This is a genomic window from Xanthomonas sp. NCPPB 2866 (assembly GCF_041475745.2).
In the GTDB taxonomy this organism is placed as follows: domain Bacteria; phylum Pseudomonadota; class Gammaproteobacteria; order Xanthomonadales; family Xanthomonadaceae; genus Xanthomonas; species Xanthomonas arboricola.
Genome location: NZ_CM192975.1, coordinates 1,022,481 through 1,046,224 on the forward strand (window position 1 = coordinate 1,022,481; position 23,744 = coordinate 1,046,224).

Here is a 23,744-nt window from a genome sequence, read left to right on the forward strand (position 1 = left end):
TCCGCATGATCTATCTGCACGCCATCGACCCCATCGCCTTCTCGCTTGGACCGGTGCAGGTGCACTGGTACGGGTTGATGTACCTGGCCGCATTCTTCTCTGCCTGGGCGCTGGGGCGCTCGCGCATCCTGCGCGGCCGCCTGCCGGGCGTGGACATGGACGGATTTTCCGACCTGTTGTTCTACGGCATGCTCGGCGTGGTGCTGGGCGGGCGCATCGGCTACATGCTGTTCTATGCGTTCGACAGCCTGCTGGCCAACCCGTTGATCCTGTTCAAGGTGTGGCAGGGCGGCATGAGCTTCCACGGCGGCCTGCTGGGCGTGCTGATCGCCTGCGGGCTGTGGGCGCGCAAGCACCGGCTGCACTTCTTCGACGTGATGGATTTCGTGGCGCCGCTGGTGCCGCTGGGCCTGGGCTTCGGGAGGCTCGGCAATTTCGTCGGCGGCGAGTTGTGGGGCAAGTTCACCGATGCTGGCTGGGGCGTGATCTTCCCGCTTGCGCCGGAACTGGCCGGCAAGTTGCCGGCAGAACTCCAGGCGCAGTACGCCGCCGGTGCATTGAACCAGTTTGCGCGGCATCCTTCGCAGCTCTACGAGGCGGCGCTGGAAGGCGTGGTGATGTTCGTGGTGCTGTGGACCTTCTCGATGAAGCCGCGCGCACGCTATGCGGTGTCGGGGATGTTCGCGCTGCTGTACGGCGTGTTCCGTTTCATCGTGGAATTCGTGCGCGTGCCGGACGCACCGATCGGCTACCTGGCCTTCAACTGGCTGACGATGGGGCAGATCCTGAGCCTGCCGTTGATCATCGGCGGCCTGGTGTTGCTGGCGATGTCGCGCCGCGCGCCGGTGCTGCAGCCGATGCTGGCGCAGACCGCGGGCGCGGAGGCGGCCAAGTGAAGCCCTATCTGGACCTGCTGCAGCATGTGCTGGAACACGGCGCCGAGAAGTCCGATCGCACCGGTACCGGCACGCGTAGCGTGTTCGGCTGGCAGATGCGCTTCGACCTCAACGATGGCTTTCCGCTGGTCACCACCAAGAAGCTGCACCTACGCTCGATCATCCACGAGCTGCTGTGGTTCCTGCAGGGCAACACAAACATCGGCTATCTCAAGGACCACCAGGTCCGCATCTGGGACGAATGGGCCGATGACAACGGCGATCTCGGCCCGGTTTACGGCAAGCAGTGGCGGCGCTGGACCGGCCCGGACGGCGTCGAGATCGACCAGATGCAATGGCTGGTGGACGAGATCAAGCGCAACCCGGATTCGCGCCGGCTGGTGATCAGCGCCTGGAATGTCGGCGAGCTGCCGCAGATGGCCTTGATGCCGTGCCACAGCCTGTTCCAGTTCTATGTGGTGAACGGCAAGCTCAGCTGCCAGCTGTATCAGCGCAGCGGCGACATCTTTCTCGGTGTGCCGTTCAATATCGCCAGCTATGCACTGCTGACGCATATGGTGGCGCAGGCCACCGGCCTGGGCGTGGGCGATTTCGTGCACACGCTGGGCGATGCGCACCTGTATTCGAATCACTTCGCGCAGGCGCGCGAGCAACTGACCCGCACACCGCGCGCGCTGCCGCGCCTGCGCCTGAATCCCGCCGTGAACGACCTGTTCGCGTTCCGCTTCGAGGACATCGCCATCGAGGGTTACGACCCACATCCGGCGATCAAGGCGCCGGTGGCGGTGTGAGCGTCGCTTCACTGGCTGAGTGATGCCACACATTGATTTGATGTTCGAAGGGATATCGTCCGCTGCATGAAACTTATCCTGATCGTCGCCTTCGACCGTAACAACGCCATCGGCCGCGACAACGAATTGCCGTGGAAGTTGCCGGACGATCTCAAGCGCTTCAAGGCGCTGACCGTGGGCAAGCCGATCCTGATGGGGCGCAAGACCGCGCAGTCACTGGGGCGTGCCTTGCCGGGGCGATTGAACCTGGTGCTGACGCGTTCGGGGCAGGTGCCGTTCGCAGACATGCAGGCGGTGGCGTCGCTCGATGAGGCGATTGGGCAGGCCGAGGCGGCAGGTGCACCGGAGCTGTGCGTGATCGGTGGCGGCGAGGTCTATCGCCTGAGCATGGAGCGTGCGGACCTGCTGGCTGTCACCGAGGTGGACACCACCGTGGAACGGGCCGACACCTACTTTCCACCGATCGACCCGGCCGTGTGGGAACCGGTGCAACGCGCGTCGCATGCGGCCGATGCGCGGCATGCCTTCGCATTCGATTACGTGGACTATCAGCGGCGCTGAGCTCACTTAGCCGCGCATGCACGATGGTGCTGCCGAGGGCATGCAGTCCGGCGGTTTCGAGACAGCGATGCAAATCGATGCGCTTGCGTGCCGAAAGGCCCAATGTGCAAGCGTGCCAGTCACGTGGCGGATGCAGGATCAGGCTGATTCGCAAGCGCCGAGGCATTACCCCGGCATGCTGCGGCGGTGCGCCGCCACGCCCGTTACTTAGTCCGCAGTGGCAGCGGGCGGGGCGGCACTGGAAGCGGCGGAGCCGGTGCCTGCGTTCGCATTGTCTCCGCCACCGCCGCGCTGGCGTTGCCGGCGGCGCGGTGGCCGGCTGCGCTGTGCGGTCTTCTGCGGCTGCGTGATCGGAATTCCCGGCACCTGCACCACGCGCAGTTCGTCGGTATCCAGCTGCAAGGCGGTGAGTTTGCCGCCCCATACCGCACCGGTATCGATGGCATGCACGCCCTGGGTGATGGTCAGCCCGAGTGCGGACCAATGCCCACAGACGATCTTGAGATCGCGCTCGACCCGGCCCGGTACTTCGAACCAGGGATACAGGCCCTGCGCCTGGGTACCCGGCGTGCCCTTGTCGTCGGTGGCGATGCGCCCGCGCGGGGTGCAATAGCGCATGCGCGTGAACAGGTTGATGATTGCGCGGCTGCGGTCATACCCGCTCAGGCCCGGCGACCAGCCCGGCTGATCGCCGTACATGTTGCGCAGCAGTTTGCGATAGCCGCCGCCCTGCAGTTGCTGCTCGACCTCGCGCGCATGTTTCTCGGCCATCTGCGTGGTCCATTTCGGTGCCAGCCCGGCATGGATCATCATCCAGCCCAGTTCGCGGTCCACATGGGCCAGCTTCTGCATCCGCAGCCAGTCGAGCAGCACGTCGCGGTCCTCGGCCAGCACGATGCGCAGCAGATCCGGGTTGACCTTGCGTTGTTCCTCTTCCGAACGCGCGCCGATCGCCAGCAGCGACAGGTCATGGTTGCCCAGCACCACCACGCTATGCGCGCGCAGCGAATGCACCAGGCGCAGCGTTTCCAGCGATTGACCGCCGCGGTTGACCAGGTCGCCGCAGAACCACAGCGTGTCCTGCGCGGGGTCGAAGTTGATTTTTTCCAGCAGGCGCTGGGTGATGTCGTAACACCCCTGCAGGTCGCCAATTGCCCAGACGCTCATCGCGTGCGCTCCATCAGTCCAGCATCCATCAGTGCAGCGTCCTGGGTACGCTCAGCACGAAGGCGGCGATCGGGGCGGTGAATTCGGTGCCATCGTCGGCCACCATGTCGTAATGACCTTGCATCTGTCCCTGCTCGGTCTCCAGCAGCACGCCGGAGGTGTAACTGAACGCCTCGCCGGGACGCAGCCAGGGCTGTTCGCCGACCACGCCTTCGCCATCCACCCGTTCGGTGCGTCCGTTGGCGTCGGTGATCTGCCAATGGCGCGCGATCAGACGCGCAGGCACGGCCCCCGCGTTCTGGATGCGGATGCTGTAGGCGAAGGCATAGCGGCCTTCGTCGGGGGTCGATTGGTGGGCGAGGAAGCGGGGCGACACCTCGACCTCGACCCGGTAGCGCGGATCATCGTGCATGCGGAAAGTCTAAATAAAACCGTGTGGGAGCGGCGCTCAAGCCGGCTCGACATTGGCCAGGCGGATGAAATCCGCGACCTCGAGTTGTTCGGCGCGAGCATCCGGACGCACCTGCGCGGCCTCGAAGTGGGCGGGCTCGCAGACGTTGGACAAGGCATTGCGCAGGGTCTTGCGACGCTGGCCGAAACCGGCGCGCACCACGTCGGCAAAGCGCCGCCGATCCCTGATCTGCACCGTGGCCGGATCGCGCGGCACCAGCCGTACCACCGCCGAGTCCACCTTCGGCGGCGGCCGGAATGCGCCCGGCGGCACCACGAACAGCGCGGTGACCTCGCAATACGCCTGCAGCATCACGCTCAAGCGCCCGTACACCTTGCTGCCGGGGCCGGCGGCCATGCGGTCGACCACTTCCTTTTGCAGCATGAAGTGCATGTCGGCCACCGCTGCGGCGTGGTCCAGCGCATGGAACAGGATTGGCGAGGAGATGTTGTAGGGCAGGTTGCCAACCAGCCGGATCGGCGTGCCATCGGCCAGTGCAGTGAAATCCACACTGAGCACATCGCGATGGATGATGCTCAGCGCGCCGATCGGTGCGGCCGCGTCGGTCAGTGGTGCGATCAGGTCGCGGTCGAATTCGATCACGGTCAGTGCGCCGTGCTTGCGCAGCAGCGGAAAGGTGATCGCGCCCTGACCAGGGCCGATTTCGACCAGGTGCTGGCCGGCGCGCGGGTCCACTGCCTGCACGATGCGGTCGATGTAATACCGGTCGGCAAGAAAGTGCTGGCCAAGCGACTTCTTGGCCGGTGCGCTGAAAGAATGATTCATGTGCGCAGTTTAACGTGGCAGCGCCTGCACGCGGTGCCGGTTCTGCGCATCGCCGGCACGCCAGACGGGCTGCGTGCACGCTGTGCCCCGTCCAAGGCCGGCAATCGCCGCCTCGCTCAGCCGCGTGCCGCCAGGCGCGCGCACAGCTCGGTCGCCGCCATCAGGCTGGACGGGTCGGCGATACCGCGCCCGGCCAGCTCCAGCGCGGTGCCGTGATCGACCGCCACGCGTGGATAGGGCAGGCCGAGCGTGATGTTGACCGCCTGCTCGAAGCCGCTGTACTTGAGCACCGGCAGGCCCTGGTCGTGATACATCGCCACCACCGCATCGAAGCCGGTGAGCTTCTGCGGCAAGAATGCGGTGTCGGCCGGCAGCGGGCCGATCAGCTGCATGCCGTCGCCGCGTAGCTGCTCCAGTACCGGGATGATGACGTCCAGCTCCTCGCGGCCCAGGTGCCCGTCTTCGCCGGCATGCGGGTTGAGGCCCAGCACCGCGATGCGCGGGCGTTCCAGGCCGAAGTCGCGTCGCATCGCGGCGTCGGTGATGCGAAGGCAGCGCGTTACCGCGTCGGCAGTGATCGCATCGGCCACTGCGCGCAGCGGCAAATGGGTAGTCACCAGGGCGACGCGCACAATGGCATTGGCCAGCATCATCACTACCGGGCAGCCCGCCTGCTCGGCCAGCAGCTCGGTGGTGCCGGTGTAGGGAATGCCGCCGGCATTGATCACCGCCTTGTGCACCGGGCCGGTGACGATGCCCTGCAGCTTGCCGGACAGGCAGTCGCCGGCAGCGCCACGCAGGCCGGCAATGACCGCCGACGCATTGGCGGGGTCCGCGGTGCCGAAACGGGTCGGCACTGCCTGGCGGATCGGATGCAGCGGCAGGTCACCGGGCGCGCGCGCGCGCTGGTCCGGATCGAGCAGCCGTACAGACAACGACAGCGCCTTTGCGGCGCTGTGCAGGGTGTCCGGATCGGCGTAGGCGATCAGGTGGGCATCCGAGCGCGGCCGCTGGGCGAGCCGGACGCACAGTTCCGGCCCGATCCCGGCCGGCTCGCCTGGCACCAGCGCGAGCGACGGGAGCATCGAATCAGCGCGTCGGCTGTGCCGGCGGCGGCGTCGGCGCGGCAGGCGCTGCAGGGTCGGCTGGCTTGGCCGGAGCGGCACTGGCATCGCCGTCGGCGCGGTCGCCGGTGCGGAAGCTCACGTAGGCTTCGCCACGCAGTTCCTGCAGATAGCGGTTGTACTCTTCTTCCAGCTTGCGGCGGCCGATCGTTTCACGGATCTGCGCACGCTGGCTTTCGGCGCTGACGTCGGTCTGACGGCTGCCCACGCGCTGCACGATGTGCCAACCCGCCTGGGTGCGGAACGGCTCGGACACCGCGCCGTCGGCCAGGCCTTCGACCTGCTTGCCGAAGTCCGGGCCGAATGCGTCGGCCGGAAACCAGCCCAGATCACCACCCTGGCCACGGCTGTTGGTGTCTTCGGACGACTCCTTCGCGGTGGCCTGGAAATCGGCGCCACCGACGATGCGCGCACGCAGCGTGTCGATCTTGGCCTTGGCCTGCGCTTCGGTCTGGCTGTCGTTGATGCGCACCAGGATGTGGCGTGCGTTGTATTCGGTGACCAGCTTCTTTTCGCCGCCGGCATTGGCGTCACGCATTTCCACCAGCTTGAGCAACTGGAAACCGCTCGGGCCGCGCAGCGGACCGGCGACCTGACCGGGCTGCATGTCGCGGATCAGCTGGGCGAATGCGTTGGGGATCTCGTCCAGGCTGCGCCAGCCCAGGTCGCCGCCTTCCAGCGCGTTCGGGCTGTCTGAGTACCGCACTGCCGCTGCCGAGAAATCCAGCTCGCCCTTGTCGATCAATGCCTTCACGCCATCGACCTTTTTCTGGCCGGTGGCGATCTGATCGGCCGTCGCGCCTTCCGGCAGGCCGACCAGGATGTGCGCCAGGTGATATTGGCTGCCGGTGGTGGCCTGCTGCGCCAGCGCAGTGTCCACTTCACCTTCGCTCACGCTGATGCGGCTCTGCGCAAAGCTCTGACGCAGGCGCTGCACGATGATTTCGTCACGCACCGAAGCGCGGAAATCGCCATAGCCCATGCCGTCGGCCGCCAGCTTCTGGCGCAGGCCATCGACGGTGGTGCCGTTCTGCTGGGCGATGCTGGCGATTGCCCGGTTGAGTTCCTCGTCGCTGACGCGGATACCGCTGCCATCGGCACGACCGACCTGCAATTTGACCAGGACCAGACGCTCCAGCACCTGGCGCTGCAGGACATCGTCCGGCGGCAGCTGGTTTTCCCGGCCGGCGTACTGCGACTTGACGTTGCGTACGGCGCGATCGAGCTCACTCTGCAGCACCACGTCTTCATCGACGATGGCGGCAATGCGATCCAGCGGCTGGGATTGCTGTGCCGAGGCCAACGGCGAGAGCGTGCTGGTGAGTACCAGCAGCGAGGCAAGAACAACAGAGAAAGGCTTGGTCATGGAATCAAGTTCGGATCGTAATCGTCCGGATTAGTCGTGGTATTGCTGGGCGGGACCAGGTACAGGTCGTCGCGGTAATAGCCGAGAATAGCACGGCGCAAAGTGCGGTCCGTGTTCTGCCCGAACGAGCTCAAGCCCTTCAGCACGAACTCCACCTGGATGGAGTTGTCCATTTCGCCATCACGGTTGCGCACGAACCGGCGCACCAGCGCGCGCACCGCCAGGCAGCAGCTGTCCCACTGCACGCCACCGATCATCTCCAGTGGTTTGCGATCCAGGAGCGAGTAGTAGTAACGGCCGACCGCACTCCAGCTGGGGTTGATCGGGTACAGGAAGGAGAAATCTGCCTGCTCGAGCTGGTCGCTATTGTTGGTCGGGTTACGGCGGTAGCGATACGCAAGATTGATGATGCCGTCGTTGTTGAGCAAATAACGCGTACGCAGGCTGGCCAGATCTTCCTTGCGCGAATTCGGGTTCCACTGATAGGTGGCGCCCATCGACCAGCGGTCGTTGATCATGTAGTTGGCATCTGCCACCCAGGCGGACTTGCCCTGTTCGATGGGTTGTTCGCTGCCGGCGGCCGAATTGGTGCTGTTGTTGATCGTGACCAGCGAATCGTTGAAATACAGGATCTGCCCTGCACTCAGCGACAGCTTCTCGCGACCGTCATCCTGGCGCAGCCAGCGCGAGGTCACCGCCAGGGTCAGCTGGTTGGCATCGTTCTGACGGTCGGCGCCGGTGTAGCGCGAGTCACGGAACAACTGGCCATAGCTGAAGGTGAACGGGCGGGTATCGAAGACCGGCAGATCGTCCTGGTCGCGGTACGGCACGTACAGGTAGTACATCCGCGGTTCCAGCGTATTGAGATAGTTGGTACCGAACAGCGAAGTCTCGCGGTCGAAATACAGGCCGGCGTCCAGCGAGGCGATCGGCAGGCTGCGCGAGGGGGAGCGATCACCGGTCAGCGGCGCGGTGTTGGCCAACGTCGAATCCAGCTGATAGGTGGTGTAGCGCCACGCCACGGTCGGAGTGAAAAACCAGGCTGCGCCGGACAACGGCATCGAGATGTAGGGCTTGATGTCAAGGCGCGAACCGCTGCCATATTCTTTGTTGCGGATATTGGTGCGGACGTAATCGTCATCATCGTCATTGCCGCTGGTGCTCCCGTTCAATGGGGGCCTGACGAAGTAAGAATCATCGTGAGTGAACCGCACTGCCTCGGCATACACGCCGGCCTCGAAGATGCCGAACGGCTTGTCCCAGGTGAAATACGCGCGCGGCTGGCGGTTGTAGGGCAGCGACTGCTCATCCAGCGTGTAGTCGGTGAGCTGCCAGCGGTCGGCCATCAGGCCGGCGGTCCAGGTTTCGCCGGTACCGTAGATGCCCACGGTACTCTGCACGCTGGAGGCCGAGCCCATGCCGTTCAGGCGGCTGGTGAAGTCTTCCACGTAACGCGTATCGCTGACCCAGGAGATACTGCTGCGCGCCTGCCAGTGATCATTGATGTTGTGGTAGCCGCTGTAGAAGACGCTGCCGCGGTCCTTGTCGCGCAACTTGTCGTTGGGCAGGTAGTTGCCGGTGATTTCGCCGCGACCGCCTTCGTACAGGTAGCGGAACTCGGTGCCGAACATGAAACCGCGCTTGCTCATGTAGCGCGGCAACAGGGTCGCGTCGTAGTTCGGCGCCAGGTTCAGGTAGATCGGTTGCAGGTAGTCGAAGCCATTGCGGCCGGACAGGCCGAACTGTGGGAACAGCAGGCCGGTCTGGCGACGGTCGTCGATCGGGAACTTGAACCAGGGGAAATACAGCACTGGCACCTTGCCGATCTGCAGCACGGCGTTGCGGGCGGTGCCGAAGCCTTCTTCGTTGTCGACGTCGATCTCCGGCGCGCGCACGCGCCAGATCGGCTGCGAGGGATCGCAGGTGGTATAGGTCGAGCGGTGCATCTGCCCGACCTGGCCCTGCAGATCCACCGATTCGGCAGCGCCGTTGCCGCGCCGGTCCACCAGCTGGTACTGGATGTTGGTGACCTTGTGGGCGTCGGTGTCCTGGTTGCCTTCGGCACGGTCGGCGACCATGCGGAAGGAGGTGTCCTGGTAGCGGACATGGCCTTCGGCGATGTAGTTGCCGGTCTCGGTGTCCATGCGCAGGTTGTCGGCGCCCAGGAACTGGTCGCCGCGCTTGAGCGCCACGTTGCCCTGGTACTGCGGGGTGGTGCTGGTGCCGGACAGCTGGTCGCCTTCGATGTCGGTCGGCAACTGCTGGCGCATCTCTGCGGCCTTGGCATCTGCGGCGGGCGCGCCGTCGAAGCCTGGCAGCGGATCCACGGCCGGGCACAGTCCCCAGTTCAACGGCTTGTCGGCAGCCATGGCCGGGAGGCAAATGGCGATGCTCAAAGGCAGGGGCAGCAGGCGGAGAACTCGGCGCACGCGTGATTCAACCAATAAAATGGCGACTAGCTTGCCGTATACCCCGCATAGGGGCAATGAAGAGCTCCCTGGTCGGGAGGGCGAGGTTCATCGCGATGGGGGGCGCGAGCAAGGCGCCGGTAGGGTTCAACGCAGCGCGGCCACGTGCGCCACGCTGCTTTCGCGCAAGGCCTGCAGGTCGTAGCCGCCTTCCAGCATGGACACCACCCGGCCACGGGCATGCCGCTCGGCCAGGGTGCGCAGCGCGCCGGTCAGCCAGGCGAAGTCGTCGGCATCGAGCATCAGATCGGCCAGCGGATCGCGCAGATGCGCATCGAAGCCGGCCGAGATCAGGATCAGCTGCGGGCGGAAGGCATCCACCAGCGGCAGCATCTCGTCTTCCCACACGTTCCGGAAGCGCAGCCCGTCGCTGCCTGGTTGCAGCAGCAGGTTGTGGATGTTGCCGATGCCGCGCTCGTAAACGCTGCCCGAGTGCGGATAGAGCCCGGACTGGTGGGTGCTGAGATACTGCACGCTCGGGTCGCGCTCGAAGATCGCCTGCGTGCCGTTGCCGTGGTGGACGTCGAAATCGACGATGCTGATCCGTTCCAGCCCATGCCGGTCGCGCGCGTGCGCGGCGGCCACGGCAATGTTGTTGAACAGGCAAAAGCCCATCGACACCTGCGCGGTGGCATGGTGCCCGGGTGGGCGCACGGCGCAGAAGGCGGTGCGGGTGGCGTCCTGCATCACCGCGTCCACCGCGGCGATGCCGGCCCCGGCCGCGCGCAACGCCGCCGCGCGCGAGCCGGGCGACATCACGGTGTCCACGTCGAGCCGGTGGTGGCCTTCGAAGGCGGTTTCCAGCACCGCGTCGACTTGTTCGCGCTCATGCACCCGGCACAGGTCGCCGAGCTTGGCCAGCGGCGCCTCGCGCCAGTCCAGGTCCGGGAACGCGTCGCGCAGTGCCTCCACCACCGCTTCCAGGCGGGCGGGGCTTTCGGGATGCTCGGGGCCGGCGTCGTGCCCGAGGCAGGCGGGATGGGTAAAGACCAACATGGGGCAAATCTAGCCTGTCCGCCGTGCCATGTGCAGGTCAGCCGCGCCGGCGGTCGTGCCGCCACAGCACTTCCTGCTGGCCATCGGCGCGCGCCAGCACGCGCGCCAGCACGAACAGCAGGTCGGACAGCCGGTTCAGGTAGCCGATCGCCTCGCTGCGAACGCTCTCCTGACGCGATAGCGCAATGGTCTCGCGCTCGGCCCGGCGCACGATCGTGCGGGCCAGGTGGCAGCGCGCAGCGGCCTCGCCCCCGGCCGGCAGGATGAACTCCTTCAGCGGGGGCAGCGTGTCGTTGAAAAGGTCCAGCTGGCGCTCCAGCGCATCGATATCGGCGCTATCGATGGCGGCATGGCCGGGGATGCACAGCTCGCCGCCCAGATCGAACAACTGGTGCTGGATGGTGGTCAGCAGCCCGGCGATCGGTTCCGGCACGCCGGGGGCAGCCAGCAGCACGCCGATGGCCGAATTGGCCTCGTCCACGGTGCCGTAGGCGTTGACCCGCAGCGCATCCTTGCCGGTACGGCTGCCGTCGCCCAGCCCGGTGCTGCCGTCGTCGCCGGTGCGCGTATAGATCCGCGAGAGCCGGTTGCCCATCTCAGCCGGCCTGGGTCTGGCCGGGCGCGCTGGTCAGGCGCTCGGCGGCCACCTGGATCGCCGCGGCTGCGGCAACATACAGCGCGGCGCTGCGCAGATACGGCCCCAGCCAGTCGGTGTAGTTCTTGAACCAGCCGGCCACGGTCGGCTCGGCCACGCTGGCACTGATCCAGTAGAAGCTGCCCTGGGCGATCAACTGGCACAGCGCCACCGAGAGCAGCAGCGCCGGCACCAGCCGGGCCAGCGCGCTCCACTGCGCGCCGTGGTACTGCCGACGCAGCCACATGCCGCCGGCCCACAGCGCGAAATACGCCGGGATCAGGCACCAGTACGCCGGCGACACGCAGTAGTGCTGCCAGAAGCTCAGGCCCTGGCTGGTGATCACCAGCCAATCCACCGCCACTGCCAGCAGCATCAGCAGCGGGAACGCCAGCCTGGTACGCGCGGCCAGATGGAAGCCGCCGATGAAGAACACCGCCCAGGACGCGTCGGGGATCGGCGCGAAGTGATTGATCCGCGTGGCCGCCATCAGGACGGCAAGCAGACCCAAAACCAGGGTGTCGTGCGAGCGAGGAGTCATGCGCGGAGGTGGCCGGATCACAGGCTGGCGAGTGTAGCGTGGAACCCGGCACGCCCGCGCCATTGGCGGCTTTGCGGTGGCCCGCCTGGCCGCCCCCGTTGCTGGACACGGCGGACGCAAATCGGTGGGTGCCCGGATGCGTCCTGCACCGGCCAGGGCCGGCAGCGCTCCCTGCGCGAGCAGCCGGGCGCGTCAGGTTGTCCCACCCGGGCGCGGCAACGGGTCATGGGCGAAGGCTTATCATGTGGCAATGACACATCCACATGACGTTCTGATCGTCGGCGGCGGCCTGGTCGGCTCCAGCCTGGCGATTGCGCTGGACCGCATCGGCCTGGATGTCGGGCTGGTGGAAGCCACCCCGGCCGGCACGCCGCCAGCGGTGTTCGACCAGCGCAACCTGAGTTTTGCCGCCGCCACCGTCAATGCGCTGAGCGTGCTGGGGGTGATGGCCAAGCTGCGCAGCGCCCCCGGGCCGATCCGGCGCATCCACGTCAGCCGGGCCGGCGACTTCGGCCGTGTGCAGCTGGATGCGGCCGATTACGGCCGCGACAGCTTCGGCCAGGTGGTGGTGGCGCGCGATTTCGGCGAGGCATTGGCGGCACGCCTGGACGAGCTGACCCGGTTGCGCCGCTATCGCCCGGCACGCTGCATCGGGGTCGAGCCGGTGCAGGACGGTCTGCGCGCGCTGCGGATTGCCACCGCCGATGGCGAGCAGCGCGTGCAGGCCCGGCTGGTGGTGGGCGCCGACGGCACCCATAGCGCAGTGCGCGAGCTGCTGCATATCGGCAGCGATGCGCACGACTTCCTGCAGACCTTGTTCGTGGCGCGGGTGCGCGCCTCCCGCCCACCGGATGGCACCGCCTGGGAGCGCTTCGGCGAGCACGGGCCGACTGCGCTGTTGCCGCGCGGCGATCGCCACTACGGCGCGATCCACTGCGTGGCGCGCGCCGAGGCCGAGGCGGTGGCCGCGCTCGACGAGACCGGATGGCTGGCCAGGTTGCAGCGGGCGGCTGGATGGCGCGCCGGGCGCTTTGTCGCCAGCGGCGAGCGCAGCGCGTACCCGCTGGTGCAGGTGCTGGCCAACGAGTTGGTCGCCGAGCGCGTGGTGCTGCTCGGCAACGCCGCGCAGACGCTGCATCCGATCGGCGCACAAGGCTTCAACCTCGGCTTGCGCGATGCACTGACGCTGGCCGAATTGATCGAGCACGATCGCAGCGATGCCGGGGCCGGCGCATTGCTGGCCGGTTACCTGGCACGCCGACGCGTGGACCGCGAGCAGACCATCGGGTTTTCCAGCGGGCTGGCGCGGCTTACCGGGAATCCGGCGCCGTTGCTGCGGCCGTTGCGCAGCCTCGGCCTGCTCGCCACCTCGCAGGCGGCGCCGCTGCAGTCGATGCTGGTCGGCGGGGCGATGGGTTTCCGGGGCGATGTGCCGCAGTTGTGCAGGGGCGTCGCATGAGCCGTCGTGGTAATCGTGATGCCTTGATCGTTGGCGGTGGCGTGGTCGGTGCCGCCTGCGCGCTGGCGCTGGCCGATGCCGGCCTGAGCGTGGCCCTGGTCGAAGGCCGCGAGCCCGCGCGTTGGCGGGCCGACCAGCCCGATCTGCGCGTCTATGCCTTTGCCGCCGACAATGCCGCATTGCTCGACAGCCTGGGCGTCTGGGCCTTGGTGCGCGCTGCCCGCGTGCAGCCGTACCGGCGCATGCGGGTCTGGGATGCGGCCGGTGGTGGCGAGCTGAGCTTCGATGCCGACACCCTGGGCCGCGAACAACTCGGCTGGATCATCGAACACGCGGTGCTGGTCGATCGCCTGTGGGCCGCCGTGCACGCGGCCGGCATCGAGGTGCATTGCCCGGCACGCGTGGTCGAGCTGGAGCAGGATGCACACAGCGTGCGCCTGCGCCTGGACGATGGCAGCCGCCTGGAAGCGGCGCTCGCCATCGCCGCCGACGGCGCCGCATCGACCCTGCGCGAGCTCGCCGGTCTGCCGGTGTCGCGACATGCCTACGCGCAGCGCGGCGTGGTCGCCTTCGTGGAGACCGAACAGCCGCATCAGGCCACGGCCTGGCAGCGGTTCCTGACCACCGGCCCGCTGGCATTCCTGCCGTTCGCCGATGGCCGCAGTTCGATCGTATGGACCTTGCCGGATGCCGAGGCCGCGCGCGTGCTGGCGCTGGACGATGCCGACTTCTCGCGCGAGCTGACCCAGGCCTTCGCGGCGCGGCTGGGGCAGGTGCGTGTGGTCTCCGCGCGCACGGCGTTTCCGCTGCAACGGCAACTGGTGGAGCAATACGTCAGCGGCCGCGTGCTGACCTTGGGCGACGCCGCGCATGTGGTGCATCCGCTGGCCGGGCAGGGCGTCAATCTGGGCCTGCGCGATGTCGTTGCGTTGCGCGATGAAGTGCGCAATGCGCTGGCAAGGCGTGCGGACTGGGCCGCCCCGCATCGGCTGCAGCGCTGGGCGCGCACCCGGCGTAGCGAGAACACCGTGGCCGCGTATGGCTTCGATGCGATCAACACGGTGTTTTCCAACGACGACATGCATCTGACCCTGTTGCGCGGGTCGGTGCTCGGGCTGGCCGGCACGTTGCCGCCGCTGGTCGATGTGCTGTGGAAGCGCGCCTCCGGCAGCGCGTGATCGCCTGACGGCCGACGCGCATGGCGTCGGTCATGTGTTGGTATGTCGATACGCTTATAGCGCGGGCAGCATGTTCCATACGACGGGCGAAGCCGGCGTGGCTACAGTCGAGCCATGTCATCTTCCACCACCCGTTCGTCCAAGCCCGGCCTGCTGCTGCTCTGCGGCCTGCTCTGCGACGCCAGCATCTGGCAGCCGCAACGCGCGGCGCTGAGCGATCTGGCCGAGGTGCAGGTGCTGGACTTCGCCGGCTTCGACAGCATCGTGCAGATGGCAGTACACGTACTGGCCGTCGCTCCGCCGCAGTTCGCGGTGGCGGGCCATTCGATGGGCGGGCGGGTGGCGCTGGAGATCGTGCGCCAGGCGCCGCAACGCGTGCAGCGCCTGGCCTTGCTGGACACCGGTATTGCGCCACGACGCGACGGCGAGCGTGAGCAGCGCGCGGCGCTGGTGCGGCTTGCGCAGACGCAAGGCATGCAGGCGCTGGCACGGCAATGGCTGCCGCCGATGCTGCATCCGGACCGGCACGCCGATGCCGGGCTGATGAACCCAATGATGGCGATGGTGCAGCGGCATAGCGTACAGACCTACGCCGGCCAGATCGAAGCCTTGCTGGAGCGCCCCGATGCCGCGCCGGTGCTGGCGCAGATCCGCTGCCCGACCTTGCTGGGCGTGGGTCGGCAGGACGTCTGGAGCCCCCTGGCCCAGCACCAGCAGATGGCGCAGCAGATCCCGCACGCACGGCTGGTGGTCTTCGAAAACAGCGGGCATATGGCGCCGCTGGAAGCGCCCGCGGCCGTCAGTGCAGCAATGCGCGACTGGCTGCAGGACGCGTGATGGCGGCCCGGTCCGGCTGGCGGCGCGTGCGCTGCCGTCGCTGACCAGGCGTGTCGGTTTTTTCAGCAACACCCCGAGGAGGCTGCATGCCCGACGATGCATCGATCATCATTGCCTGCGAGCAGGTGATTCGCCAATTCGCACTGCTCAACGATCGTCACGATCACGACGGGCTCGCCGCATTGTTCACTGCCGACGGCGTGTTCGCCCGCCCCAGTGCGCCGGAGCTGCCGGTGCACGGGCGCGAGGCGATTCTGCAATCGTTCCGCGCCCGCCCGCCGCGGACGACCTGTCACCTGGTGCTCAACACCCTGGTCAGCATCCAGTCGCCGACCCTGGCGCATGCGCACAGCAAGGTCCTGCTCTACACCGCTGCAGACACCTCGACGGCGCCGCCCTGGACGGCTCAATCGCCTGCGTTGCTCGGCAGTTTCGACGACGTGCTGGTACTGGAGCAGGGGCGCTGGTTGTTCAAGCAGCGGCTTGGCGCCTTGCTGATGCGCATCGGCGCTGACTGATCGCTGCCTCGCACCGATTCAACGACGCACAGACGGCGCGTTCGCCGCCGCCGCGTACCGCAGCACCGCTTTCCTCCCCCACGTCGCGCCGCAGTCATCCATCCATCGCATTGGAGAATCGCCTAGTGGAACGCGTGAGCTCATCTGCCCGTTGTGCCGTTGCACCGCCACGGTTACCGTCGTACCGGCGCCGTGTCCTGACCTTGCTGACACTGCTTGGCGCGGGCGTGCCCGTTGCGGCATCCGCACAAGCGGTGCCGGAAACCGCTGCACCGCCGCAGGGCATCAACCTGGGCGGGACGAGTTTTCTCGATGGCTTCGGCTCCTCGACGCCGGGCTGGACGGTGATCGAGTATCTACGCCACTACGACTTCGACGCGATCAAGGACGCGCGCGGCGACGATTCGGCCGCCTTCCGCGATCCCAAGGTTGGTGTCAGCGTTCTGCTGACCCAGCTGATCTACGTCACGCCCTATCGGTGGAAGCGCGCGTCGCTGAGCCTCAATGCGATCGTGCCGCTCGTCAATTACGACATGTCCTTCGCCGCAGACAGCCCCGTGCAGTTGCGCGGCAACGGGTTCGGGATGGGCGACATTTCCTTCGGCCCGGCGCTGCAGATCGACCCGGTGATGCGCAACGGACGAGTCCTGTTCTTCCAGCGCTTCGCAATCGATGCGTTCGCTCCGGTGGGCAAGTTCGATCGCGATGTCGCGATCAACCAGAGCACCGGATTCTGGTCGGTGGCGCCGCATTGGGCGTTCACCGTGCAGCCAAGCGACAACTGGGAGATCAGCATGCGGCTGAACTATCTCTACAATTTCCGCACCGATCGCGCCGGCGGCGTACCGCCGATCCCGGGATTCCGTTTTCGCAATGGTCAGGCCGGCGATGTGCTGTGGGCCAACCTGGCCAGCTCGGTCAAGGTCAGCGAGCAACTGCGCCTGGGCATCAACGGGTATTACCTGCAGCAGCTGAAGGACAACCGCACCAACGGGCAGCGTGTGCCCGACAGCAAACGCATGCAGTGCTATCTCGGGCCGGGGCTGTCCTGGCGGCTGGATGCCAACAACCTGCTGAATTTCAATGTCTATCTGCCGGTAGAGGTGAAGAACTCGGTGGCCGGCACCAGCGTCAACCTGATGTTCGTGCATTCCCTTTGACGTGGAAGCACGCACATATCCGCAGCATGCACGCCGGCGCGTCTGCGTGCATGCTGCGGCGCAGACGGATGCAGGCAACGCTGCATGCAGCGCAAGCCCGGGTAGTCCTACGTTCGAGTTCTGAGCTGTGCAGGCTGCTTCGCCAGACCAGGCCTCGCCAGTGCACGCTGTCCGCGCCAAACCCGTGCGCGCGTCAGATGCCCATGCTGTGGCGCTGGGTATTGGCATGCTCGCGGAACAACAGCTCGGCACGCGCGCCATCGCGTTGTTCGATGGCCGAGACGATGGCGCCGTGCTGCCGATGTCCGTAGTACAGATCGTCGTAGGCCAGGGTGGGCGAGCGTTGGCCGAACACCACATTGACCGGGCTGACGAAGGGCACCACGGTGCACCGGTCCACGGTCTCGGTCAGGATCGGCTTGTTGGCGGCCACCACGATGGCACGGTGGAAGCGGGCATTCATCGCGCCATAGGCCTGCTCGTCGTCGGCATCCAGGCTGCGCGAGGCCAGGATCCGGTCGCCTTCGCCCAGACAGGCATGCAGCGTGGCCAGCAACGCAGCCGAGGCGCCCTGTTCGGCGACGGCGCGTGCGGCCATGCCTTCCATCAGGGCGCGCACCGCCAGGGCGTCCAGGCTTTCCTGCTGGCTGAAACGTCGCACCGCATAGCCGCGGTTGCCGGCCTGCACCAGCAGGCCTTCCTGGCACAGCGCTGGCAGGGCCTGACGGATGGGGGTGCGCGAGATGGCCAGTCGTTCGGCCAGCGCGGCTTCGGTGATGCGCTCACCGGGGGCGAAGGTGCCGCACAGGATCAGTTCGCGTAGCTGCTGGACCGCTTGCAATCGGTGGTTGTTCGCCATTGGCTCCATTCTCTCGCGCCGTACCGCAGCGCACGTTCCTTCGACGGGGAAAACTCGCAAAACCGGTATAAAAACCTTGCAGATGAGAGCGCTTGGTGGCACTTTGGATCCCAAGGATACCGTTTTGGCGGTCCGGAGTGGCTGGTCGGCGTTGTTGGGATCCCATGGCGGGACGGATTTCGACTCAATCAATGGTGCGCACCCGGCCAGGGAAAGTGGCCGGCGTGCATCGCAGGAGTGCAGCATGGCAAGCATCATCGGCGGCATCGGAACCTCGCACGTTCCCACCATCGGGGTGGCCTACGACAAGGGCAAACAGCAGGATCCGTTGTGGAAGCCGTTGTTCGACGGCTACACACCGGTGGCTGCCTGGTTGGCCGAACAGCAGGCAGACGTGCTGGTGTTCTTCTACAACGACCATTGCACGACGTTCTTCTTCGACCTGTATCCGACCTTCGCCCTGGGCATCGGCGAGCGCTTCCCGGTGGCCGACGAAGGCGCAGGGCTGCGCAACCTGCCGCCGATCCGCGGCGATGTGCAATTGCAGGCGCATATCGCCGAATGTCTGGTCAACGACGAGTTCGATCTGACTGTCTTTCAGGACAAGCCAATCGACCATGGCTGCGCGGCGCCGCTGCCGTTGCTGTGGCCGCACGTGCCGGACTGGCCGGGCACGGTGGTGCCGATCGCGATCAACGTGCTGCAGTACCCGCTGCCGACCGCGCGCCGCTGCTACCGCCTGGGCCAGGCGGTGCGGCGGGCGATCGAATCCTATCCGGAGGATCTTAGGGTGGTGGTGGTGGGCACCGGCGGGCTGTCGCATCAGATCCACGGCGAGCGCACCGGTTTCAACAACACCGACTGGGACATGGAATTTCTGGACCGCTTCCAGCATGCGCCGGAAACGCTGACCGATCTCACCCACACCGATTACGTGCGCCTGGGCGGCGCCGAAAGCGTGGAGCAGATCATGTGGCTGGCGATGCGTGGCGCGCTGGGCGGGCCGATCCGCAAGCTGCATCAGAACTACTACCTGATGACCACCACCGCGATGACGGTGGTGCTGTACGAGCCGGGCGTCGAAGCCGCTGACGCGCCGTCTTCGGCGCAGTTGCTCGCGCACGCCACGTCTACCGCGAATGCTGCATGAGGGCCGGCCGATGAATCCGCAAGTACAGGGCATGGAGCAGATCGGCGGCACTTACCTGTTCGATCTGCGCACCAGCAACCGCGCGTTGCGCATCAACCGATTCTTCTGGCATATGATCCGCGCCCCATGGCGCGATCGCTTTCTTGAAGATTCCGAAACCCTGATGCAGGAAGCCGGCCTCACCGAGCATGAAAAGGCGCTGATCCGTGCACGCGACTGGCTCGGGCTGGTGCAGTACGGCGCCAACTTCTTCGTCATCGAAAAATTCGCCCGCGTGGTGCGCATGACCAATCTGCAGGTCTACGCCATCATGCGTGGCGAATCCTTCGAAGATTTCATGCAGACCCGGCGTGTACCCGATGCACGCTGAGCTGCAGGCGGCGGCCTGGTGCCGTCCCGCCGCATTCCCCGACTTCCCAACGTAAGGTCTACCCCCATGACCATGTCCTCCGTGTTCTTCGAACACCGCATCAAGGTCCGGCATCTACGTGTCATCGAGGCGCTGGACCGGCAGAAAAGCCTGCTCCGCGCCTCACGCGTCTTGAACGTCACCCAGCCCGCATTGACGCGTGCCCTGCAGGAGATCGAAGAGATCGTCGGCGCGCCGCTGTTCGAGCGCCATTCGCGCGGCGTGCGCCCCAATGCGATGGGCGAGGTGCTGGTACAGACCGCGCATGTCGTGCTCGGCCAGTTGCGCCGCGCGCAGGACACCTTCGAAGGGCTGCTGCAGGACGACGCGCTTACCATCACCGTGGGCGCGTTGCCGGTCGCCGCCAGCGGCCTGTTGCCGGCCGTGCTGGCCGCCTTGTATCGCGCCGAACCCACGCTGCGGGTACGCCTGCTGCACGGACGCACCGACGAGCTGCTGCCCAAGCTGGCCGGTAACGAGATCGACCTGGTGGTGGGCCGGCTGTATCCGTTGGCCCGCTACGACGCGTTGATCCGCAAGGTGCTGTACCAGGACCCGATCGCGCTGGTGGCGCGCAGCGATCACCCCCTGTTTGCCAACGGCCAGGTGCGCATCGCCGAAGCCGCTGCGTATCGCCAGGTGCTGCCGACGCTGAGCCAGCATGTCGAGCGCGACGTGGCGCAGGTGATGCGCGAGCACGGGCTGGCCACGCGCGATCAGCTGCGTTCCAGTTCGGCCAGCTTCACCCGCGAGATCCTGCTCGGCACCGACAGCATCGCGGTGATGCCGAGCATGATGGTGGCCGGGGATATCGCACGCGGCGAGCTGCGCGCCTTCCAGCTGCAGCAGCCCTCGCAGGCGCGCGCAGGCGGGGTGATCTATCGCGATGGCAGTGCCATCCACAAGCCCGGCGTGCGCCTGTTGATGCGCGAACTGGAACACCAGTTGGCGGTCATGGCCGAGCAGGGGGCGGTGTGGGTGGACGACCAGATCAGCGAGGACAACCTGTTGCTAGGCGAGTCCGCCTGATCGATTGAGCGCGGCATGCGCGGCGCAAGCCGCTGCCGTGTCGGGATGGCGCTGGAGTGCGGCATGCACGCAACGGGCAGTTCAGGCTGCCCGTTGTGCTGTCTGGCATCGGCCGCTGCCGTGTCGCTGGTGTGGCGGGGCAGCAGCCTGCGCGTCACTGCCGGCCGCTCGCGGCGCAATCCACATCCGGGCGCATCACGCTTCGGTAGCCAGCGCATCTTTCAGGCGCGCCTTCTGCAGCTTGCCGGTCGCGGTGCGCGGCAGCGCCTCGACCACGCGCAGGTGTTTGGGCACCTTGTATTTGGCCAGCCGTTCGATCAGATAGGCGCGGATCTGCTCCAGATCCGGCGTCTCGTCGGCCGGCACGATCGCCAGGTAGCCCACCTCTCCCCACTGCGGGTCGGCGATCCCCACCACTGCGCATTCGCGCACCTGCGGGTGATCGGCAAGCAGCGCTTCGATCTCGGCCGGGTACACGTTCTCGCCGCCGGAAATGAACATGTCCTTCTTGCGATCGACGACCCAGAAGAACCCGTCGGCATCGCGCCGCACGATGTCGCCGGTGCGGAACCAGCCGTGCTCGTCGAGCGCAGCGGCGCTTGCCTGCGGGTCGCGCCAGTAGCCGGGGCTGAGGTTGGCGCCGCGCAACAACAGCTCGCCTGGCATGCCGACCGGGCAGTCGTTGCCGTCGCCATCGACCACGCGCGTCTGCACTGCAGGGGTCGAAATGCCGACTGCGCCCAGCTTGTCGCGGATCACCGCGCAGTCCACCGACATTCCGAACACCGTGCCGGCCTCGCTCATGCCGAAGCCGCTGACCATCGGCACACCGTCGTCCAGCCAGCCGAGCAGGTCATCGCTGGCATGCGGCGCGCCGCCGCTGACCAGCGCGGTGAGATGCCGCAGCGACGCCGCGTCGAAACCGGGCTGGCTGCGGAAGGCCTGCATCATCTGCGGCACGCCGACGTAATGGGTGATGCCCAGCGACTGGTCGCTCAGCCAGGCCAGCGTGCGCCTGGGCTCGAAGCCGTTGGAGACCTGGATCGAGCCGCCCACCGCCAGCACCGGGCGCACGTTGGTGGCCAGGCCGATGATGTGGAACATCGGCGCTTCGCACAGGAAACTGCTACCGGCATCCACGCGCGTGGTGACGCCGAAGTTGTGCGCCACCTGCTGCAGGTTCTGCTCGCTCAGCATCACGCCTTTGGGCTGGCCGGAGGTGCCCGAGGTAAACAGGATCAGGCTGATGCGCTCGGGTGGAATCGACCCGGTGTCCGCCGGTTCGAGCGTGTTCGCCGCATCGACGAAGTCGGCCAGCGAGGCGACATCGGCGCGCCCTGCCGCAACGTCGTCGCCCAACAGCAGGCGTGGCTCGGCGCGCTGCAGCAATGCATCCAGTTCGGCCGTGCTCAGCCGCCAGTTCAGCGGCACGTAAATCGCGCCGACGCGTCCACAGGCGAAATGCAGCGCCACCTGCCAGACCGAATTGCGCGCCAGCACGGCGAGCCGTTCGCCATCGATGCAGCCGCGCGCCTGCAGCAAGGCGGCCAGACGGCCGATCAAGACATCCAGTTCTGCGTACGTCCATTGCCGGTCCTGCAGCAGATCGCGGGCGGCAAGCCGGTGTGGGGTGAGGCGGGCGTGGAAGGAGATCGAGTCGGTCGGCATGGTCATGGCGCTGTCTTCCGAATGCAGATTGGGGGAGTGACTGGCGTGAGTGCGACGGCTGCGGCTGAAGGTTGACGCGTGTGCGAAAACACCTGGCGAACGTTCACCAGGAAGTGCGAACACACCGCAGGAACCGATGGACAAGGCAGTGCCTGTCGCATCGCGTTGCGACCGCGCTCTGGTGATTGCGCGGTCGGTGGACTGAAGGGCCTAACTGAGATAGATGGTCTTGGTTTCGAGGAAGGCGTGCAGCCCTTCGATGCCGCCTTCGCGGCCGATCCCGGAATGTTTGACCCCGCCGAACGGCATGTCGAAGTCCACCCACATGCCATTGATCGAATGACTGCCGCTGCGCACGCGGCGGGCGATGCGGTAGGCGCGATCGGGGTCCTCGCTGTAGACCGTGCCGTGCAGGCCGAAGTCGCTGGCATTGACCTTGGCGATCAGGTCGGCCTCGTCGTGGTAATCGATGAAGCTCACCACCGGGCCGAAGATCTCTTCGCGGGCGATGGTCATGTCCGGCGTCACCCCGGCAAACACCGTCGGCTCGATGAAGAAGCCGCGCGGCAGATGCGTCGGGCGGCTGCCGCCCATGACCAGGCGTGCGCCCTCGGCGCGGCCTTGTGCGATGTAGGACTGCACGCGCTCGAGCTGGCGGCCAAGCGCCAACGGGCCCATGCCGGTCTCGGCTGCGAACGGGTCGCCCAGCTTGAGCGCGCCCACGGCCGCGCAGTACGCCTGCAGGATCTGGTCGCGTCGCTGCGCCGGCACCAGCACCCGGGTGAGCGCGAAGCACACCTGGCCGGTGATCGGCATCGAGTAGGGCACCAGGCTGGGCAGCAGCTTGGCGATGTCTGCATCGTCCAGCACGATCGCGGCCGACTTGCCGCCCAGCTCCAGCCCGACCCGCGCCAGGCGCTCGGCGCAGGCCACCCCGATCAGCCGCCCGGCCTGGGTGGAACCGGTGAAACTCACCTTGTCCACCTGCGGATGGCGGATCAGCTGTTCGCCGACCTCGCGACCGCCCGGCAGCAGATTGAACACGCCATCGGGTACGCCGGCGGCGCTGATGCATTCGGCCAGGATGTAGGCATCGATCGGCGTTTCCGGTGAGGGTTTGGCCACCACCGTGCAACCGGCCGCCAGGGCCGCAGCGACCTTGTAGCAGAGCAACACCAGCGGTGCGTTCCAGGGAGTGATCGTGGCGACCACGCCCACCGGCTCCTGCACGATATGCACGCGGCCGCCGTTGGCACGTGCACGCGGCTCCACGAATGGGTGGGTTGCGATCAGGTCGCCGTAATAGTCGAACAGGCCGGGTGCCTGCTGCGAGGCGCGGTGACTGAAGCCGATGGTGGCGCCGACCTGTCCGGTCCAGGCTTCGGCCAGCTCCGGCAGGCGCGCACGCAACCGTGCGGCCACGCGCTTGAGCACGACGCCACGCTCTTGTGGCGATAGCTGCGGCCAGGGGCCGCTGTCGAACGCGGCACGCGCGGCGGCGATGGCCGCCTCGGTGTCAGCCGGCGAGGGCTCGGTGTAGCGCAGCAGGCGTTGTTCGGTGTGCGGGGCAATCACATCGACGTCGCGATCGCCGCTGCTTGCGCGCCATTGGCCGTCGATGAACAGGCCCAACGGCCCACGCGCGGCGATCCCGCGCAGGGTTGCGGACAAGGCTTCCATACTCCCTCCTCGGTGC

General features: G+C 66.8%; 23 protein-coding genes. 11 read left to right on the forward strand and 12 right to left on the reverse strand.

Annotated elements, in window-relative coordinates; translation table 11 throughout:
* Positions 1–5: 5 nt before the first annotated feature.
* From lgt to ACCQ04_RS04300, 3 genes are all read left to right on the forward strand, one after another.
* Positions 6–896 (forward strand): prolipoprotein diacylglyceryl transferase, encoded by an 891-nt coding sequence (lgt, locus tag ACCQ04_RS04290; RefSeq protein ID WP_024938288.1) that lies wholly within the window; start codon positions 6–8, stop codon positions 894–896.
* Positions 893–1,687 (forward strand): thymidylate synthase, encoded by a 795-nt coding sequence (locus ACCQ04_RS04295; protein ID WP_226426783.1) that lies wholly within the window; start codon positions 893–895, stop codon positions 1,685–1,687. Before lgt ends, ACCQ04_RS04295 begins: the two co-directional genes overlap by 4 nt.
* Before the next feature lie 66 nt (positions 1,688–1,753).
* A complete protein-coding gene (locus tag ACCQ04_RS04300) occupies positions 1,754–2,248 on the forward strand; it encodes a dihydrofolate reductase (RefSeq protein WP_226426782.1) in 495 nt (164 codons plus the stop codon).
* Positions 2,249–2,455: 207 nt separating this feature from the next.
* Here the strand turns inward: ACCQ04_RS04300 and ACCQ04_RS04305 are convergent, their stop codons facing one another.
* The 9 genes from ACCQ04_RS04305 to ACCQ04_RS04345 all read right to left on the reverse strand — a co-directional run bounded on the left by ACCQ04_RS04305 (position 2,456) and on the right by ACCQ04_RS04345 (position 11,781).
* Positions 2,456–3,415 carry a symmetrical bis(5'-nucleosyl)-tetraphosphatase gene (locus ACCQ04_RS04305; protein WP_226426781.1) on the reverse strand — a complete coding sequence of 320 codons (960 nt, stop codon included), beginning with the start codon at positions 3,413–3,415 and terminating at the stop codon, positions 2,456–2,458.
* 28 nt (positions 3,416–3,443) lie between these two features.
* Positions 3,444–3,827, reverse strand: coding sequence for a Co2+/Mg2+ efflux facilitator ApaG/CorD (apaG, locus tag ACCQ04_RS04310; RefSeq protein ID WP_039523655.1), 384 nt, complete (start codon positions 3,825–3,827; stop codon positions 3,444–3,446).
* A 36-nt stretch (positions 3,828–3,863) separates the two neighbouring features.
* Positions 3,864–4,652 (reverse strand): 16S rRNA (adenine(1518)-N(6)/adenine(1519)-N(6))-dimethyltransferase RsmA, encoded by a 789-nt coding sequence (rsmA, locus tag ACCQ04_RS04315; RefSeq protein ID WP_047125971.1) that lies wholly within the window; start codon positions 4,650–4,652, stop codon positions 3,864–3,866.
* Positions 4,653–4,768: 116 nt separating this feature from the next.
* Entirely contained in the window at positions 4,769–5,737 is a 969-nt protein-coding gene (gene pdxA / locus ACCQ04_RS04320) for a 4-hydroxythreonine-4-phosphate dehydrogenase PdxA (protein WP_226426780.1), read from the reverse strand.
* A 4-nt stretch (positions 5,738–5,741) separates the two neighbouring features.
* A complete protein-coding gene (locus tag ACCQ04_RS04325) occupies positions 5,742–7,142 on the reverse strand; it encodes a peptidylprolyl isomerase (protein WP_046345755.1) in 1,401 nt (466 codons plus the stop codon).
* Positions 7,139–9,571 carry an LPS-assembly protein LptD gene (gene lptD, locus ACCQ04_RS04330; protein ID WP_184457048.1) on the reverse strand — a complete coding sequence of 811 codons (2,433 nt, stop codon included), beginning with the start codon at positions 9,569–9,571 and terminating at the stop codon, positions 7,139–7,141. Before lptD ends, ACCQ04_RS04325 begins: the two co-directional genes overlap by 4 nt.
* 126 nt (positions 9,572–9,697) lie before the next feature.
* Positions 9,698–10,606, reverse strand: a complete 909-nt coding sequence (locus tag ACCQ04_RS04335; protein ID WP_046345757.1) for a histone deacetylase family protein — start codon at positions 10,604–10,606, stop codon at positions 9,698–9,700.
* Positions 10,607–10,643: 37 nt separating this feature from the next.
* Positions 10,644–11,201, reverse strand: coding sequence for a cob(I)yrinic acid a,c-diamide adenosyltransferase (locus tag ACCQ04_RS04340; RefSeq protein WP_226426779.1), 558 nt, complete (start codon positions 11,199–11,201; stop codon positions 10,644–10,646).
* A gap of 1 nt (position 11,202) precedes the next feature.
* Positions 11,203–11,781, reverse strand: coding sequence for a hypothetical protein (locus ACCQ04_RS04345; RefSeq protein ID WP_226426778.1), 579 nt, complete (start codon positions 11,779–11,781; stop codon positions 11,203–11,205).
* Between the two features lie 250 nt (positions 11,782–12,031).
* On the opposite strand from ACCQ04_RS04345, the gene ubiH reads away from it, so the two are divergent.
* From ubiH to ACCQ04_RS04370, 5 genes are all read left to right on the forward strand, one after another.
* Complete coding sequence (ubiH, locus tag ACCQ04_RS04350) at positions 12,032–13,240, forward strand: 2-octaprenyl-6-methoxyphenyl hydroxylase (protein ID WP_102581908.1); 1,209 nt, start codon at positions 12,032–12,034, stop codon at positions 13,238–13,240.
* Entirely contained in the window at positions 13,237–14,418 is a 1,182-nt protein-coding gene (locus ACCQ04_RS04355) for a UbiH/UbiF family hydroxylase (protein WP_046345760.1), read from the forward strand. The genes ubiH and ACCQ04_RS04355 overlap by 4 nt, the downstream gene beginning before the upstream one ends.
* Positions 14,419–14,532: 114 nt before the next feature.
* Positions 14,533–15,255 carry an alpha/beta fold hydrolase gene (locus ACCQ04_RS04360; RefSeq protein ID WP_160955085.1) on the forward strand — a complete coding sequence of 241 codons (723 nt, stop codon included), beginning with the start codon at positions 14,533–14,535 and terminating at the stop codon, positions 15,253–15,255.
* Positions 15,256–15,341: 86 nt separating this feature from the next.
* Positions 15,342–15,773 carry a nuclear transport factor 2 family protein gene (locus ACCQ04_RS04365; RefSeq protein ID WP_226426776.1) on the forward strand — a complete coding sequence of 144 codons (432 nt, stop codon included), beginning with the start codon at positions 15,342–15,344 and terminating at the stop codon, positions 15,771–15,773.
* 125 nt (positions 15,774–15,898) lie between these two features.
* Positions 15,899–16,933, forward strand: a complete 1,035-nt coding sequence (locus tag ACCQ04_RS04370) for a SphA family protein (RefSeq protein ID WP_226427132.1) — start codon at positions 15,899–15,901, stop codon at positions 16,931–16,933.
* A 193-nt stretch (positions 16,934–17,126) separates the two neighbouring features.
* Here the strand turns inward: ACCQ04_RS04370 and ACCQ04_RS04375 are convergent, their stop codons facing one another.
* Complete coding sequence (locus tag ACCQ04_RS04375; protein ID WP_024938271.1) at positions 17,127–17,801, reverse strand: GntR family transcriptional regulator; 675 nt, start codon at positions 17,799–17,801, stop codon at positions 17,127–17,129.
* 235 nt (positions 17,802–18,036) lie between these two features.
* Here ACCQ04_RS04375 and ACCQ04_RS04380 point away from each other — a divergent pair, with 235 nt between their 5' ends.
* The 3 genes from ACCQ04_RS04380 to ACCQ04_RS04390 all read left to right on the forward strand — a co-directional run bounded on the left by ACCQ04_RS04380 (position 18,037) and on the right by ACCQ04_RS04390 (position 20,380).
* The gene (locus tag ACCQ04_RS04380; RefSeq protein ID WP_024938270.1) at positions 18,037–18,942 is read left to right on the forward strand and encodes a gallate dioxygenase; all 906 of its coding nucleotides are present in this window, start codon (positions 18,037–18,039) and stop codon (positions 18,940–18,942) included.
* A gap of 10 nt (positions 18,943–18,952) precedes the next feature.
* The gene (locus ACCQ04_RS04385) at positions 18,953–19,312 is read left to right on the forward strand and encodes a protocatechuate 3,4-dioxygenase subunit alpha (protein WP_016900752.1); all 360 of its coding nucleotides are present in this window, start codon (positions 18,953–18,955) and stop codon (positions 19,310–19,312) included.
* A gap of 66 nt (positions 19,313–19,378) precedes the next feature.
* Positions 19,379–20,380 carry a LysR substrate-binding domain-containing protein gene (locus ACCQ04_RS04390; protein WP_016900751.1) on the forward strand — a complete coding sequence of 334 codons (1,002 nt, stop codon included), beginning with the start codon at positions 19,379–19,381 and terminating at the stop codon, positions 20,378–20,380.
* Between the two features lie 195 nt (positions 20,381–20,575).
* On the opposite strand, the gene ACCQ04_RS04395 is transcribed toward ACCQ04_RS04390, so the two are convergent.
* The gene (locus tag ACCQ04_RS04395; protein ID WP_154831503.1) at positions 20,576–22,054 is read right to left on the reverse strand and encodes an AMP-binding protein; all 1,479 of its coding nucleotides are present in this window, start codon (positions 22,052–22,054) and stop codon (positions 20,576–20,578) included.
* 204 nt (positions 22,055–22,258) lie between these two features.
* Entirely contained in the window at positions 22,259–23,728 is a 1,470-nt protein-coding gene (locus ACCQ04_RS04400; RefSeq protein ID WP_226426775.1) for an aldehyde dehydrogenase, read from the reverse strand.
* Positions 23,729–23,744 lie beyond the last annotated feature (16 nt).